Origin of the sequence: Enterobacter sp. WCHEn045836 (genome assembly GCF_003965585.1) — a bacterium.
Classification (GTDB): domain Bacteria; phylum Pseudomonadota; class Gammaproteobacteria; order Enterobacterales; family Enterobacteriaceae; genus Enterobacter; species Enterobacter dissolvens.
On sequence record NZ_RXPT01000005.1, the window covers coordinates 46,450 to 62,736 of the forward strand.

The window sequence follows — 16,287 nt, forward strand, 5'->3', positions numbered from 1 at the left end:
AAAATACAAACTATTGTTTTACAAAAGATATTGAACACGAGCACCTAGTCTGGATAAATTTGCAATTAAATGAGTATACCCACGCTCAAGATGTTCGCTTCCAGTGATAGTGGTTTCTCCATTTCTGACAATAGCGGCAACAAGCAAAACAGCAGCAGACCGAAGATCATGTGCGTGTAGCGACTGCGAAACAGAGTGCAACCGAGCTGGGTTTATTGTAATACTTCGATCACAAACAGCAATAGCTGTCCCTATTTTGTTTAGTTCATGGGCATAAGAGAAGCGATTTTTCCAAACCCTTTCCTCCATTGAAGATTTACCGTCGGCATGGCACAAAAGTAATGCGAAGAAAGGTTGATGGTCACTATAGATACCCATACTGTTGACGACGACATCAATCGCTTTTAACGGATGAGGTGTTTCGGCATAGATATCACTAGCATTATAATTAATACAAATACCAATACGTGCAAACAAGTTCAGTTCGGCTTGTAATCCCTTAACAACACGATCTAAATTTTTGCAATGCAAAACTATCTTTTTACCGGACAAAGCAGATAAAGTGAGATAAGTGATAACTTCTGACAAGTCGGAAAGCAGAGTCATTGTTACACAGCGATCGGAGTGCATATCAACAGGAATGTTGGGAGGGAAAATAACAATCTTATTTTTGTTATAATGAATATAAAAGCCATTTAATTTCAAAAAATCAAGCAGTTCGGTCACATCAGGTTTTAAATAAGGATTGAGAATATTGGTAACACCTTGAGTCACAAACATTGACGCCAGTATCGCCGTTTTTGTCGCCCCAGACACAAGTGGGCCTGTAAGGTCGTCTGTAAAATCTGAAAATTTCATAATATCGATGGTACAAGGACTAAACTCCTTAATACGTCCAACAATTTTCTCGTCATTGAATGAAAAATGGGCACCAAAATGCGATAGTACATCCAGCATATGCTGTATAGGGCGACCTCCATTCTCACCAATAGCGCAACCACCAAACGATGAGAAAGATACTTGCTTAAATCGTCCTAATAGCACCGGTATAAGATAGATAGCGCCATGGATTTTTTCTGCCAGCTTGCGTGGGATATACCAGTTATTGAGTTGTGAACAATTAATCTTCAGGAGTCTCTCCTGATAGCTGGAAAACCCACCTAAATTGTTAATAATCTCGCTAATGATATGAGTATCCAAAATGTCAGGTGCATTGTTGATAACCACATCTTTTTTTAGGGCGACTGAGGCTGCCATAATTACAGTCGTAGCATGTTTAAATCCGGCGATCTCGATTGAACCTTCTGTTATCCGACTTGGCGAAACTAATAATGTGCGCACGTGATATTACCTCCTGATATAATATATTTATTAAATGTTGTTACAGCCACGTACAGGAATTTTCTTATCTACAGAAGTGATTTTTTTATACTCATAGCCATGAAATAACTTATAGTATTCTTTCTCTTGGTCGTCCGGAATGGAGCGCGTTGGAAATAGTTGACGATTAAATAAAGCAATATCGTCAACAGACATATCATCGTTAATCTGATGATATTGTGTGAATATTGTTGGTCTATAACGAGCATTGTTTTTGTGAACATATTGTATTGTACGTTTTAACCCTTCAATGCTGTCTCCGGGGAGTCCCATCATGATAAAGCAGTTAAGTTCAATATGACTTTGTTGGCAAAGGCTTGATATTTCATCAAACTTTTTCAATGCCATGGTTTTGACCTTTGGTAAACAATTTTCGGCAACTGTAGCTTCAATCGTTTCTATTCCTAAGCTTATTCTTATACAATTAGCTTGGGACATTTTTTTTATCAGCTTGTCGTCCAGGAAGGATAATGTTGTAACGCATTTCCAGGGAATACAAGCATCTTGAGCAATTAACGTATCACAAAGTTCAATCACCCACTTTTTATCAAGAGTGAAAGTCGGTGCATAAAAGGTTACATATTCGAATTTTCCGTATAAAAAAGAATCTTTGATATATTTAACTACGCTGGATACCGTGACACGACGTTCATTTCTGCCTTGCATTAACGGTACATCGCAATACTTGCAACCAATGCTACATCCTCTAGCTACAGGAACAACCAATTCTCTTCTATTAGGAATGCCGCAAAACTTGTTAAAATCATCAAGATACATTTTGTCATAATGAGAATAAGGGATTTCTTTTATATCTGGAAATACCCACTCCTCACTACTGAGAATTCTGCCCTCACCGTTCTTTTTGTATCCTACCGTTGAGCGGTTAAGAAAACCGTGGGCCATATTCCCTCCCATCATCTGAAGGAGATAATCTTGCAACCCTGCTTCATAATCCCCAGAGTAATGTATTGCATCAAAATAAAATTGTTCAAATATATGCGGATTCTGCTTGCTCAATCTGCCAAAAGTGACAAGTTTACTTTGAGGGGATAGTTTTTTACAATAGTGGACAAATCGTGGGAATGTATCGATTCCATCAAAATCATTCATTACGAAGATAACATCGAAAATAGTATTTGTCAGTAGTTCACAAATATGCTTCCAGTTAACATTAAGTGCTGCTGCATCTACTGTTTTGACAGTCAGGTCAGGGACGTTTTTTCTCAAATAAGCTGAAGTCTGGAAAACAGGTAAATGATGACCTGCATTAAAATAAGAAGGTATATAAGGTGGTATTATTATCAACACATTCATTTTGCAAAGTCTCGTCATTAATTATTGAAGGGAAGCTGAACGTCATTATTTCAAGAATGTAATTTCATCATTAACTGCTTAATGAGCATAGTAGCGTAACAACCCGGTGGTAAGAAAAATGAAAGGGTGAATTTATATTTCCCATAATTGAACTCATCTTTTTCCATTTTCCCGAGCATTACTTTAGTGTTGATAATGGCTGGTCTGTTGGTATCAATAGGTATAATATCTTTATCAACAACCACATGGCGTTTATACTTATATGGTAAGTTTTCTAAAATATCCTCTATAGTATTATCTATGCAGCAAGGGAAAACAAATTTCATTCCTTCAATTTCGCTTTTAATACTATTTTTTATCTGTTTGGAATTTTCAAGACGTTCTATTATCTGAGAGTTCCACTTATATGAGGAATATGCAGAGCGGTAGAACGCTATCTTTCTTAAGTCAATACGCGAAAAGAAGTCATCAATGCTTCTCAGAGGGCGCTCAACAATATCTTGTGAATCATTTATTCTATTAACCAACTTAATGGCTGATGTATAGTCCTTTCGCTCAATCGCCGCACCTAAAAAATGTGTTATTTTGTCTCCCCCTGGAATGCCGAAACGCTGGGTATCGTAATAGTTAATAAAAGAAAAAGAAATACAAGAGTTATTGTTTGTTTTATTACCAATGTTGGCATCAATACCACGAGCCGTTATATTAAAGTAATTACCCTCCAGGCTGGCGACATTAATTCGTGCACCTACTTTTCCTGTATGGAATAACCGGATGAATTTATTTTCAAAGTCCATAACATTACAGTAAGTGCCTCGGCAGCATTTGATTTTATCACTGAGCGATGCGGCATTGATAGATATATATTGTTCCGTTACTCCATCAATATCTTTCAATCCGGCATAACCTATGTTCTCTTGATTTATTTTAAAATAATTTGCGATTATCGAAATTGCTTCAAATGTCTCATAGTTTTTCTTTTGGAGTAAGAAGTATATGTTTTGTTCTGTGCTGTCTTTATACTCTAGGCACAAACGATGTTTTTCTTTTACTATAAAATCCTCTGGGATTACTTTCAGTTGATAGTTCATCTTCCCTCTTATATTATCGATGTATGATATCTCGTATCAATGAGAATATATTAGTAATTGTGAACGGTAATGTCTGGGTAAAGGGTTTTTATATTCCGATTAAACCGCTTTGCATAAATATCATAGAATAGAACCTTTTTTATAAAAAAAAAGAGGTTGATCTCTTGATACCACTTTCCATAACCAGCATGGCGCTCATTACCAAATGCGCGTTTAAATATTCTTTTGAAATAGCGAAATGCTGCTCTATACCATCTTATATCTAGGATAATAAGATCTGTAGCGTGAGCCAAGCGTACAGGAAGAGTGTTCAAATAATCACCAGAAATAATCCACGATTTTTTAGCGAGGATAAAACCGAGTTGATTATTTATTTCCTTTATATCAACTCTTTGCCACCCATCTTTCCAGTTAAGATCATCCATATCATAGGCAGGAATACCTAATTCTGATGATAATTTTTCGGCCAATGTTGTTTTACCGCTACAAGGCCGACCAATTACGAGAATTTTTGTACCGCTAAATTCTGGATAGTTCATTTAGTAAGCCCTCATACTCATGGCGTGAACAAACTGTAATTCTGAAATAGTTTTCATAGCCTTCAATGCTGTTTAAATTTGCCACATAAAAGCCCTTTTCTTTTAGTGTTTCCCATAATCTGTTCGCAGATACATTCTTAAGAGATTTAAATAGAATAAAGTTTGCAACAGAATTTTCATAAGGAATAATATCGTTGACCTTTTTCATCCCAATTATCATGTTTCTGCGGCATAGACGCAAGTTATCCCTGTAATGCTGAAGAACAAGAGGGCGATCTAATAAATGTAAAAGGATTTTGATGCTTAGTCCCGATAAATTTGTTTCCGGAAAATGATTTCTTAGCCGTAAAAGATATTTATCTTGAGCAACGATCCAGCCAGCACGAAGACCAGGCAAACCGAAAGATTTTGCGAAACTGTTTATCAGGATTAGATTGTCATAGATATCAGTAAGCGCGGTATGCGGCTCCTTTCCTAAACCGGTATAAACTTCATCAATGATGACGCTGATCCCTTTAGCATCACAACACTGGATGAAGGAGGCTAGTGTTTCATTATCAAAAAAGTCGCCAGAGTAAGGGTCTGGATTGGTAATAACAATGAGATTGCATTTATTATGCTTAGCCCTTGATACTAGTTCATCCAGGTTGTGAGGCTCTTCAGGACCGCGCATATGGATGAGGTAGGGTATTTTATAGAGAGAAAAATATAATTCATAGCCATTATAGTTAGGAGCTGTAAGCAATGCTTTATTATTCTTACTTAAGCTGCTTAAAACAATTCTTATTGCATCATGTCCTCCGCTGGTCAAAAGAATATTCTGTGTGCCGGTATAAAGTGAAGCCTTCGCATATATTTCATCATAGACAGGATACTTATAGATATCCTCAGAGGAAAGTATAAATGCTAGGGAGGACATTTCAGCTCTTAGCAGATCTCCTGTTAGATTCTCATTGCTCTTCAGATTGATAAAATTTCTCTTTGACTCTTTTTTTACCATAAAAGGAAGTGTGGGAATATCAAATTTAATCATCTTCTTGCCTGCTCTTTTTAGCGTGGCTCAACGCAATAGACTCATGTTTTTTGATAAATGGATTTTTATATTCGGAGTAAATCTCCGGTTCATTATTAGCAATGATGATAGCTTGTTTTTTTATTTTTTGGTATTCTTTAGCTATGTCTGGATTATTTTTGAGATAGTCTCGAAATGCTAAATGCCGTACGATATCAGGATGATTTGATTCATAGGCGTGTAAATGAAAACTTCGCACCTGTATCCCTTTGATAAAATAGCGCCGCCCACAAATTCCATTTTCACCTTTAGCTATGTATCCTATCTTTTCCAGTTCTAATTGGCACCTGTCGAGTAAATCTAAAGATGATACAACCAATAGTATATCAATAATCGGTTTTGCAGCCAATCCGGGTACAGATGTGCTGCCAATATGAAAGCATTCGATAACACAATCATTCAGGCTATTAACAATCTGTTTTTTCTCAGCCTCAAACTTAGCAGGCCAGTTGATATCATAGTCAACGAGTGTTATTTGTCGGCTTGACATAATTAATCCTTATAAATTATTTGTAGGCAGTAACGTGAAGGCGCACACAAACTGACGGGCGAAACGCTATGCCATGCATTTTTACAGTTTTTAATTAACGGCGATAAATTGTAGACGGGTAGTATTTCCTCGAAGATATCATCTTCACTGCTACTCCCAAGAATGTTCAAACTTCCTCCATAACCGGCTTCCCAACTTTCATTTAAATATATTAGCTGCGTTAAATGCTTATAGTCTTTATCTACATGGGGTGAAAGGTGGTCGGTTATAGAATAACGCCAGATATTCATTTCAACCTCTCGGCCGCGAAGCTTGCTATTAGTGAATAATTCCAGCTTGATTAGATATTTATCTGAAGTGAGCTCACGTATCAGCTCATTCAGGGCATAGCTTTTAACTTGCTGTTGTTGTAGAGCGATTAACCCCATACTGTAGTTCTTATCGCTTCTGTTACTTGCTACCTGCTGGAAATTTAATAACTTTACTTCATCTGCTATCTTTTTAATCCAGTTGTGAGATACTAAGCCATGAATTATTCCCCATTCCCATGGCTCTTTGTAATAATGAGAGTTGTCAAAAGCACTAAGATTTATAATATTCATGGTCAGTTCCATTTTATTCATGTCTAATTTAACTTATCGGCCATTATGATTTTTTTTATCCTGATTCCTATTTCTGTATTATCATAAAAACCATGGAACATGGTAGCATGTTCTCCATAGGCAAACACCGGTACATCCTCACCTGTATGGCTCTCTGTCGTCCATCCCGTATTAGTGGTTAAACTAATAAGATTGTTAATGTATCGTCGTAAATTAAGTTGGTCATTCTGCCGTTTATACCTTTTTACTTCTTCCCACTGTTGTTCGTTAAGTGGAACATCACTGTATTTTAACCACTCTGAGGTAATATCATTACTCGAAATAAGTGCTTTGCTTATTTTCTCCCCTGATGCATGAATTTTATCAATTACGCTAGGGTTCCAGTATTTCCCGCGTTCTGAACCTATTGTTAATCCTCCAGTCGAGTGATCCGCTGTGATCACTAGCAGAGAATCGGAATGATTATTAACAAACTGCTTAACTAATTCAACTGTTTTCGAAAAGTCCTTCATTTCGTTGACCGCGCAAATAATATCATTCATATGGCCACACCAGTCAATTTGGCTCGATTCGATTAATAGGAAAAATCCATTTTCATTTTTTAGTTTTTGTAAGGTATAATTTGTCATTGCCCTCAAACTTGGTTTCCTGTTGTCGATGGCATACGGAAGTTCCTTTTCACTGAACACACCTATCTCTGGTCGGCGGTCTTTGATATTTAACTCTGTGAAGGCGGTAACATAGTGAAGGTTTTTATTCCTCTTTAGTTTCACTTTTATTAATGGGTTTTTATCAAAATACTCTTTTCCACCGCCTAAAAGTACATCAAAAGCTGGTTGGTTATCCATTATCTGCTGAATATATGAATAGGCTATTTCATTCTGATTGTTGCGACTATCGTTAGTGGTTATAAAACTGGCGGGAGTGGCATCGGTAATTGATGATGTTACAACAACACCTGTTTTTAACCCCCTTTTTTTTGCGATGTTTAATATGGATTCTAGTGGTTGCATATCGGCAGAAATACTAATTCGGCCATTTACGGTTTTTTCTCCGGTGGCTAAGGCCGTGCCTCCTGCAGCGCTGTCGGTAATTTTAAATTTTCCTACCGGGTTGGTTCTGATCATGCCTACGCCCATTGAATCAAATATGGTTGTAGAATTACCTTGGGAATTGGCGGCTTGGTAGTATCGTAATGCTGATAAATATGGAGAACCCATGCCATCGCCGATCATGAGAATAATATTTTTTCCAGAAGCATAAACTGGCAGCCAACCGACTAAGAGCAATAATATTAATTTTATATAATAGTTTGTCTTCATTTATTTTTAAACCAATTTATTTTTAAGATTGAGAGTTTTAAATTCCCGTTTGATTTATGTTATTTTGAATATCATATTTTCAATAAGCTGTTTTGCCTTTTCCTTTGAGATCAAAAAAGCCTCCTTGCCTAAAAATAGTACAATCTGGCCTTCACGTTCCATAGCAAAAAAACTAACATCCCCGCGAAGCTCCTTAGTATCAATAATTCTTTTCTGTTCATATATTGCCGAATATAACATCAAACCCGTGGTAGTCATAACCTGACGTTCCAGTTCATCTATGTCTTTTGTGTTTGTAATGCTGAGATTAATGGTAGTAAAGTATGTATTTAGCAGTACACTATGTTCACCTTCGGTACGAATTAATCTCGATATTAACCACCTAGGTTTGATATAGTTATCACCTAATTTAAAAAGATAAATCTCGGCTATTTTTTCCATGTATTTTTTCAACGAAAAGGCATATTGCTGTAAGTGACAATCACACTTAATACCTTCCAAGGCAGCGTACATTTTTAATGCTTGGTCAGTGTTCTTTATATAATATCGAGTCCTGAACTCCTTTTGCAGGATCTGCCTATCTACATCCCAGTATCCAAAAATTATTTTCCCAAATAATATTTTTTGCAAAGAATAAAAATCTTCTTTCATAAATGCTACTTTTATTAATTCTTTTATGTCACTTTTTGTTATTATTAGCATTTCAATTTTTATGCCGTTTTCTGAGCTTATAACATAGCGATTGCTTTTTACACCATACTCTTCAGGATGTTCTGTAATGATAATGAGATCTATATCGGAAGTTCTTGTAGAAAATCCTTCGGCACGAGATCCCACAAGCAGAATGCAGTTGGCATTATGTTTATATTTGTCGATATAAGGTGCTAGGAAAAAATCATTTTTCATAGTGTTCCTTTTAATAATATTGATGTGCAGTTGCTATTTTTTTCGTATAATATTTGATCTCAAAAATGGTTACTGGTTTTAATAATTATTGCCGTTTTTTCAAGAGTATCTAAATGGAATCAGCATTGAAGAAAAAACATAAGTGCTGGAGATTCATCTTGGGAGTATTTCTCATTTTGAGTAATTTGTATATTTCGTAATTCAAATCATTAAACAGATCAAGGCAATCAATATCAATTTCCCTTTTATCAGTAAAGTCTTTTTTCTCTATTCGGTGTTCGATTTTATTCAGTGTTTTATTTATAGTTTCTGTTAAATAATCGTTTCCTGTGATACACCACGCCAGGTCCTCTAACCTACCTAAAACTTGGATGTCCTTTACTGTACAACTAATTGATGCATTATATAGATGATGGCTATAAGGAATAGTATTCTTTTTTGATGGCAATTTACCTAACATATGAATGTAACATACATTATAAAATTCATAATAACATGACAATACTTCGAAAAGTGAGGTTATGCTTCCATAGCTATAATAATTTTTCACCATAGGATTGACTTTTTCAATTCTCTTAATTGGAGTGTCATTGATGAATATCGCTAACACCTTTTTTATCATTACCGCTGGGCCAGCACAAACCTCTTGCGTCTGATGCCCTATTAGTAATTCTTGACAGTCAATATAGTTGTAAAGCTCATCTATTTTATTATTATCTAAACAATGATTTATAATTCGTTTGTCACAATTGTAAATTAAATGGCAAAGACCATGACAAATTTTAGATAATGCTGATAGATAGGGGGGGCAGGTAAACTCTGTGTCATTTATCACGCTGTTAGCAAGGAGGTAATTAGCCGTTTTAAAACCACTGAGTGCTACAGCATACAATCGATCTGTTCTTGTCACCTCCCTTTTTGATATATTTAATAAATTTCGTGCTTGTAAATTTAATAAGTTCAGAGTGTCGATAATCTCGTCAGTATGTTGCCAGGCTAACTTAAGTGCCCCTTTGTTCATAGGGTAGGAATGTTTTTTTCTTTTCCCTTGATAATGACATACTGAATAATTAGATGCGTCGGGTTTGTGATAAATTGAACGCCCTTCCAGAAGGGGTCTTTTATCCTGATCAAGCAGATCGACAGGAATACACCCAAAAAAAACCGGAAAGTTTTTAAGACTTTTCACTTCGACGGGATAAGGAAGCTTCATATATTACCTATATCATTTTGTGGAGAGTAGCCGATTCATATCTATAACTTCATCTGCTATCTGTGTAGTCTCTTTACGATGCGATATGATAACGATAGTAATATTCAACTCTAACAAACTCTTCAACACTATATCTTCGTTAGCGTAGTCAAGCTGGCAAGTAGCTTCATCGAGAAATAATATTTTCGGCTGCTTATATAAAGCCCTGGCGAGCAAAACCCTCTGCTTCTGCCCACCTGAAAGATGGCTGCCTACATCACCAACGATAGTGTCATATCCCATTGGCATTTTCATAATATCATGATGAATTGATGCCAATGCTGCACTCTGCTCAATAAGTTTGTAATCTTTCGTCGCTGAAAATCCGCTGATATTATCTCCTATAGAACCGGAGAAAAGTTCATCAGATTGTAGTACTGCTGAGATTTCTTCACGGTATTTTTCAATTCCATATGCACGGATATCTACTCCACCTACCAACACTTTACCTGAATCAGCAATTAATAATCCCATCATTATCTTCAGCAGAGTTGACTTCCCACAGCCTGATGGTCCAATAATGGCGGTAATCGCCCCTTCTTTAATGGTAAGGTTTACATTTGTAAAAATAGGTGCTTCTATGGTACTAAATGCGTAGCAAATTTCCTTTAATTCAACACTCATTTTAGTTACAGCTTGATCGACAGAACCATATCTACTGTCTGGTAGCAAGTTTTCTTTTTCCGTCAGCGTTACGTCTGATACGCGTTCAAGATGTAGATAAAGTAACCTTAGCTCCATAATCTTTTCTATAAATTCTCTATATTTGTTTGTAAACATCGTTTTGTAGGCAATGAAGGCAAACATCATACCGATAGTAATAGTTTCATTGATGATTTGTAATGCTGCGATGTAAAGTATAACAATTGCTTCTAAACCAAAAATAAGTTGATTAGCACCAACTGAATAGAGGGATATCTGGCCTAGTTTCATTCCACTATTAATGCTTTCAATTAATTTGTTTAGCCATTGACTCTCTCTTAAACCTGCGTTCCCTGCTAGCTTTATACTTTGAATAGTCCTGATACTTTCAATAAAGTGGCTGTTTTCAATAGCGATAGCATTAAGATTTACTTCACTAATTTTAGAGTAAATGCCGTAAAGAACAACCCGTACAATAGTATATAGGATTGCAATGGTTAGCACGATGCAACTCAGCTGAATATTATAGGAAAACATAAAAACTAATACTACCATTGTTAATACGCCATCAACAATAACTTCTACAAAACCATTGGTGATAAAGTTTTTTATTATTTTTAATGATTCAAATCTTGATATAATGTCTCCCAGATTTCTTTTATAAAAAAAACTTATCGGCAGCGCCATTAGATGATGAAAAATTCTAGTGCTAATGTTGACGCTAATTATATTGCTAAAGCGAATGCTCATTAGGCCGCGATATAAATTTAAGCTGACATTGAACAACAGTATAATTATAAAAAAAAGCGTTATTGCATTTAGCATTCCATAATTCTGATATGCTATTACATCATCAATTAGTATTTGGCTAAAATATGGTGATAGCAGAATTAATATCTGTATTATAAAAGATAGAGTCAAAATATTAAATAATGGTCCTTTTATTCGGGGCTCTTTGCCGAGTAATTCTTTGAGTGTTGTCTTCCTTTTTACAGTCCCTTTCTTGAATCCGTCACTTGGATAGAGTTCCAGTGCGATACCGGTAAAATGTCCAGACACCTTTTCCAGCGTTAGCTTCATTTCTCCTCTAGCTGGATCTAATATCACAGCTTTGTTACCAATGATCTTTTTTAGAACCACAAAGTGATTTAAATTCCAGTGTAGAATACATGGTGTACGAAGTTTATTTAAGCCTTCAAGCTCTAACCTTACTGGTCTGGCTATAGTATCTAATTTAGAAGAAATAGTAATTAATTGCTTTAAATTTACTCCGCGTGAGGTTATGGGAAATCTCTCCCTTAAAGATGGAAGATCTGTCTGGTATCCGTAATAGCTTAACACCATAGCAATACAGGCTAATCCGCATTCTGCTGACTCAGCTTGTAAATGTAGTTTTATTTTTTCTTTTTTTTTAAATTTAAAAAAAATCATAAACCTGTGCTTCCCTTAATCTTATTATATAAAAAAAACCAGATTTTTTCATGTTTCCATAAATAGATTGTTCTTCCTGGTCCTATCTGAGATATCTCTTTGTTTTTTTCTTTAGTTAATTTTACACAGAGTAAGTTAACGTCGTTGATATGTATCACTACCCCCGTTAAATGATCTTTTTTATTTATGGATAGACCAACGAGTTCTCCTGGTCCAAATTTCCTTTCTTTTGTTTTTTCATACTCAAAGCTGAAACACGATTCATTGCTGTTTAATTCTTTTGATGGTGAGTATATTTTGGTTGTAGTATACGCCTTAATCGTTTTTTGACTTATAAATAATAATGACACCACCATTATTAGCATGAAAAGTAAAAGTCCTTTCATTTTCCTCGTGTCTGTATCATCAAATAACACACCGGTAATATTATTTTTTTTCTTTCCAGTACAGCCTTTCTAAATACTGTCATAGCGACAATGTCCTGTCTAAGTAGTCAGGTTATTATTCACGCTACCGCCCTTGGGTTGCAGCCCCAAAGTATGTATGAAATTTAATTTTGATATGTAAAGGCCACGAGTATGTTACATGTGGCCTGATTTATTTAAATCATGATGTTCGTTAAAATACTATGATCTAATTGTACTCTTGATGTGTGGCCAAATACTTTTCAAACTCTTTCGCAGAGGCCATAGCGCCTAAACCGCCGCCACCACCACTATTTGAGCACGCTTTGCACCCACCGGACACAAGAAGCATTATCTCTTCTTCAGTAAGTGTTCTCAGGGTCATGTCTTGTTCCATAGCTATCTCCTGTGAAATCTATCTTAAGTCTTAAGTGTTTGGCTATATTGTGTAGCCAATTTTATTTAAACAACTTCTTGACAATTATCCTTGAATATTCACAAAAAAGTTTAAAAAACGCGATCAAAATCACAAAAAACTGAGCGGTAAGTCAGAATCTTGGTTGTGTTTATGTGGCATTCATCACAAATATCGTTTCCATTTGTTAAAGTTACGTTGTAAACCATTGTCGCCCTACCAATAAATTATTGTTAATATATCAATGATAATGTTTTTCATTGCTTATCAATTCATTTACTGTCTGCATAACTAGATTAAGGTTATGCCCCGTAATTTTTGGGCTTTGTCGAATAAATCAAACTCCAGGGAAGCATCGCTGTAAAATAATTGACTATCATGCAATAGTTGCGCTCTCTGGTATTCGAACCTTCGTCCTTTTGTTCAGTATAAGCACCATGGTCATGGTAAGCATCAGGGGGCTCGCAGAACCTGAAAGGTTTTGGTTATTTTCAATATCGGGCCAACGAAGCTGACCTGGCTAGGTTACAGAGCAGGAATTGTGTTAGGTGTTGAAGTGCTTTCCAAGGGGTTAGCGATAGGTGTCAATGTGCTGACTTTCGTAATGTCGGGAATGCGATCCAAATAATGACTTCGACTGATGCTCGTGGAGTGTGGTTTTCAACGTATAACTTCCATCTGACCAACAAGTAGTCCGTGTCAATGCTGTTTTTAACACGCATTCACTTCAACGTAATTAGGGTGGTAAATCCGTTTATGTCGGTTTGCGGACGGAAGAAACTGTTCAGTCCGCAAAGTCATTAAAAACATAGCGACTGCTTTAATTAATGTAGAGCATCGTAATATGTTTTTGAGCGTGAAAGTAAGTCTCCCTCGTGATACAACTATTTTTTATCGTGAGAAGGTTTTATCTATTTTAGATGCAGCAATAAAGCATTATGCACCACACAGTGGGAAATTGATTGATAAGCCTTCATTACATACAGCAATAAAACGGTACAGAAATATTGTCCGTGAGTCTGGAATGACAGGGAAATATGCTCCCCCATAGCTTATATTACGCATATTAACATGATGTGGTGACTCATCATGTTAAGAATGGAATGAGTCGCGTAAAAGCGGAGGCATTAGTTTCAATGGACCTAGGCTATGGAGATTGCCGGGGGGGGGTATATCAAACAGGTTTATTTTTGTGAGGGAACAGAATAGACGTATTTACACTTCACTTCAGGACGTAACGCCACAGCACAATCAGGGCTGTGGCTTTTTCTTAACCTGTACTAAATAATTGCTCAGAATAGTAGATCACTTCGGGGGTACTCAGTCCGGTTTACGCGATCTGACCAATCGCTGAATATCCCAAATCACCAGCCGGACTGAGCAATGCCGATCATAGCACCAACAGCCAGAACCGAACGATGCCTGATGCAGAAAACTATCTATAAAACAAAGGAGAAAAAAACACGCCCGGCGGCTCACCGCCATGCTGAAGCAGCATCGTGGTGACACTGTCAGTCATGTTTCCAGAACGCTCTGCTCTGCCCGTTCATCGATTGATCGCTGGTTTAACTTGTTCACGCTGTCTGGTGCTGAAGGTCTGAAGTCATTACCGTCAGGACATAGGAGACGCTGGCCGTTCGAACATATTTGCGCATTGCTGTGTGAGCTTGTTAAGCATTCTCCCGGCGATTTCGGTTATCAGCGTTCCCGCTGGAGTACCGAACTGCTGGCGATAAAAATCCGTGATGTCACTGGTTGTCCGCTACATGCTTCAACCATCCGGCGACGGTTACCTTCTGCCGGACTGGTATGGCGGAGAGCCGTGCCGACACTGCGTAAAGAAGTAAAAATGGTCGCTATCCATCAAGAACTGACGAAATGCAGTGTGTAAAACCCCGTGTTGTACGAAAGATGAAGTGGATATTCACCTCAATCCCAAAATTGGCGCAGACTGGCAGCTATGTGGGCAGCAAAAGCGCGTTGTCACGCCGGGCTTGAATGAAAAGTACTATCTTGCCGATGCGCTGCACAGCGGTACGGGAAAAGTCAGCTACGTTGGTGGAAACAGTAAAGGTTCGACCCTATTTATCAGTCTGTAAAGCATCTGAAGGCTACATACCGGCGGGCAAAAACGATTACGCTGATTGTCGATAACCACATCAACCACAAAAGTCGTGAAACACTGCACTTGCTGTAAGCAGACCCGAAGTTCAGGGTAATCTATCAGCCGGTTTACTCGCCGTGAGTCAATCATGTCGAACGGTTGTGGTAGGCACTTCATGAGACAAAACCCGAAATCACCTACCAGTGCCGTTCAATGTGGCAACAGTTGAAATAGGTTCGTCACTTTATGGATACCGTCAGCCCATTCCCCGCTGGGAGACATGGGCTGGTTAAAGTGTAGCGGTATTAGGTTCAGTTATTTAGCTCAGACTCGAACTGACAGTTTGCGTAGCCAGAAGGCAATCAAATCTGCCTGGCTATCTGTTAGAAGAAACATAGCTAACGGTTCAGACTATGCGTTCTGGACAATCTAACCCTCGGCCCGACGCTTGTGCGTAAGCTGGGTCAGAAGCAGGCGACGGAGCTGGCGATGCATTATCTCGAGAAGGTGCATATTGCGAATCAGGCGCATAAGTTTCCGCTCCAGCTTTCTGGTGGCCAGCAGCAGCGCGTGGCGATTGTCCGAGCCTTGTGCATGGAGCTGGAAATTTTTCTGTTCGATGAGCCAACGTCCGCACTCGATCCGGAGATGATCAAAGAGGTTCTGGATGTGATGTTGGTTCTCGCTGACGGCGGGATGACTATGATTGTGGTAACCCACGAGATGGGCTTTGCCCGCGTTGTGGCGGACAAGGTGATTCTGATGGCTGACGGGAAAATCGTCGAAACCGCACCGCCAGCGCGTTTCTTCATCAGCCGGAGCATCCGCGTACCCAGCAGTTCCTGGAACAGATTTTGAGTCATTAATGGTAGTAGAGAGTCGTCTGTTCCTCTCACCCTATCCCTTATGTCTTGATTTTCTCCGCTCAGGTGGAGAAGATCTTCGACTGTAGTCGTAAACTAATCTTGGCCACTAAAAGCAGTCTCATCAGTTCCGGTCGATTTAAAACTGCATCTGGGGCGTTCTCAACAGACCAGCCAGCCATACCCATTTGATACCCAGCTTGACATAATCACTATTTGCTCCGAAAATGAACAGGTCTATACGTTGCTTATGCAACCACCAATGATTCAATAGCCTGTGAGAATCGCCTTCGGGTGGCTAAAAAAAGCTCCTGCAACCTGAAAGGGGGCAAACTTTGTTAAATCTGCACACCTTTGAGAGCAGATATCGTCAATGTAAGCGCACTATGACGCGACGATAAAGGTTCCTTCTGTACTAACCAGACAGTCAGAATGTTGTTTTTTCTGACTCCCCGACGGG

At 37.9% G+C, this 16,287-nt stretch carries 13 protein-coding genes and 3 pseudogenes; 3 read left to right on the forward strand and 13 right to left on the reverse strand.

The genetic code is table 11. The annotated features are described in order from the left end of the window. Positions 1 to 18 precede the first annotated feature (18 nt). From EKN38_RS07975 to EKN38_RS25740, 13 genes are all read right to left on the reverse strand, one after another. Positions 19 to 1,341, reverse strand: coding sequence for a hypothetical protein (locus tag EKN38_RS07975; RefSeq protein ID WP_126521929.1), 1,323 nt, complete (start codon positions 1,339 to 1,341; stop codon positions 19 to 21). A gap of 30 nt (positions 1,342 to 1,371) precedes the next feature. Next, a complete protein-coding gene (locus EKN38_RS07980; protein ID WP_185812834.1) occupies positions 1,372 to 2,694 on the reverse strand; it encodes a radical SAM protein in 1,323 nt (440 codons plus the stop codon). Between the two features lie 50 nt (positions 2,695 to 2,744). Next, positions 2,745 to 3,785, reverse strand: a complete 1,041-nt coding sequence (gene truD, locus EKN38_RS07985) for a tRNA pseudouridine(13) synthase TruD (RefSeq protein WP_126521933.1) — start codon at positions 3,783 to 3,785, stop codon at positions 2,745 to 2,747. A 50-nt stretch (positions 3,786 to 3,835) separates the two neighbouring features. Further along, complete coding sequence (locus EKN38_RS07990) at positions 3,836 to 4,324, reverse strand: hypothetical protein (protein WP_126521935.1); 489 nt, start codon at positions 4,322 to 4,324, stop codon at positions 3,836 to 3,838. Next, on the reverse strand, positions 4,305 to 5,357 hold the full coding sequence (locus EKN38_RS07995; RefSeq protein WP_126521937.1) for an aminotransferase class I/II-fold pyridoxal phosphate-dependent enzyme: 1,053 nt from the start codon (positions 5,355 to 5,357) through the stop codon (positions 4,305 to 4,307). Before EKN38_RS07995 ends, EKN38_RS07990 begins: the two co-directional genes overlap by 20 nt. Beyond that, complete coding sequence (locus EKN38_RS08000) at positions 5,350 to 5,886, reverse strand: GrpB family protein (protein WP_045359898.1); 537 nt, start codon at positions 5,884 to 5,886, stop codon at positions 5,350 to 5,352. Before EKN38_RS08000 ends, EKN38_RS07995 begins: the two co-directional genes overlap by 8 nt. 2 nt (positions 5,887 to 5,888) lie before the next feature. After that, positions 5,889 to 6,488, reverse strand: coding sequence for a 2OG-Fe(II) oxygenase (locus EKN38_RS08005; protein ID WP_185812835.1), 600 nt, complete (start codon positions 6,486 to 6,488; stop codon positions 5,889 to 5,891). 23 nt (positions 6,489 to 6,511) lie between these two features. Then, the gene (locus tag EKN38_RS08010) at positions 6,512 to 7,810 is read right to left on the reverse strand and encodes an alkaline phosphatase (protein ID WP_126521941.1); all 1,299 of its coding nucleotides are present in this window, start codon (positions 7,808 to 7,810) and stop codon (positions 6,512 to 6,514) included. Positions 7,811 to 7,864: 54 nt separating this feature from the next. After that, positions 7,865 to 8,716 carry a nucleotidyltransferase domain-containing protein gene (locus EKN38_RS08015; protein WP_126521943.1) on the reverse strand — a complete coding sequence of 284 codons (852 nt, stop codon included), beginning with the start codon at positions 8,714 to 8,716 and terminating at the stop codon, positions 7,865 to 7,867. Between the two features lie 109 nt (positions 8,717 to 8,825). Continuing rightward, positions 8,826 to 9,929, reverse strand: a complete 1,104-nt coding sequence (locus EKN38_RS08020) for a hypothetical protein (RefSeq protein ID WP_126521945.1) — start codon at positions 9,927 to 9,929, stop codon at positions 8,826 to 8,828. A gap of 12 nt (positions 9,930 to 9,941) precedes the next feature. Then, positions 9,942 to 12,041, reverse strand: a complete 2,100-nt coding sequence (locus EKN38_RS08025) for a peptidase domain-containing ABC transporter (RefSeq protein ID WP_126521946.1) — start codon at positions 12,039 to 12,041, stop codon at positions 9,942 to 9,944. Then, complete coding sequence (locus tag EKN38_RS08030; protein WP_126521948.1) at positions 12,038 to 12,427, reverse strand: hypothetical protein; 390 nt, start codon at positions 12,425 to 12,427, stop codon at positions 12,038 to 12,040. The genes EKN38_RS08025 and EKN38_RS08030 overlap by 4 nt, the downstream gene beginning before the upstream one ends. A gap of 247 nt (positions 12,428 to 12,674) precedes the next feature. After that, a complete protein-coding gene (locus EKN38_RS25740) occupies positions 12,675 to 12,842 on the reverse strand; it encodes a hypothetical protein (protein ID WP_170264742.1) in 168 nt (55 codons plus the stop codon). A 767-nt stretch (positions 12,843 to 13,609) separates the two neighbouring features. Here EKN38_RS25740 and EKN38_RS08035 point away from each other — a divergent pair. From EKN38_RS08035 to EKN38_RS08045, 3 pseudogenes are all read left to right on the forward strand, one after another. Then, positions 13,610 to 14,069, forward strand: a pseudogene (locus tag EKN38_RS08035) (integrase domain-containing protein); the annotation flags it as partial. 174 nt (positions 14,070 to 14,243) lie between these two features. Beyond that, positions 14,244 to 15,264: pseudogene (locus EKN38_RS08040) on the forward strand (IS630 family transposase). Between the two features lie 111 nt (positions 15,265 to 15,375). Further along, positions 15,376 to 15,830: pseudogene (locus EKN38_RS08045) on the forward strand (amino acid ABC transporter ATP-binding protein); the annotation flags it as partial. Positions 15,831 to 16,287 lie beyond the last annotated feature (457 nt).